The organism is Sulfitobacter sp. HI0040, assembly GCF_001634885.1.
In the GTDB taxonomy this organism is placed as follows: Bacteria; Pseudomonadota; Alphaproteobacteria; order Rhodobacterales; family Rhodobacteraceae; genus Sulfitobacter.
Genome location: NZ_LWEX01000324.1, coordinates 1 through 227, shown reverse-complemented (window position 1 = coordinate 227; position 227 = coordinate 1). Strand labels below are relative to the sequence as shown.

The 227-nt window shown below is 59.5% G+C and carries 1 protein-coding gene; it reads left to right on the top strand.

Translation table 11 applies throughout. The features are described from left to right. A partial coding sequence (locus A3728_RS23730; RefSeq protein WP_236630521.1) for a hypothetical protein occupies positions 1 to 227 on the top strand: 227 nt, incomplete at both ends.

Sequence of the window (227 nt, the reverse complement as noted above, 5' to 3'; positions counted from 1 at the left end):
GACGCCATGAAACGACATATCACCTTGCACGGTCTCGCGCTTTGCTGCGTCGGCGCGTTTGCTGGCGTTTCACCTGTGGCGGCTGAACAGACGCGCGGCGTTTTCCTGCAGGAAGCAGACGGGACGCGCCTACGGATCGGCACGCTGAACGTAGCCCAAGACGGGAATTACACGCTTCGAATGGCCGAAGAACCCTTCACGGATCATTTCCTGTCGATGCGTCCGTT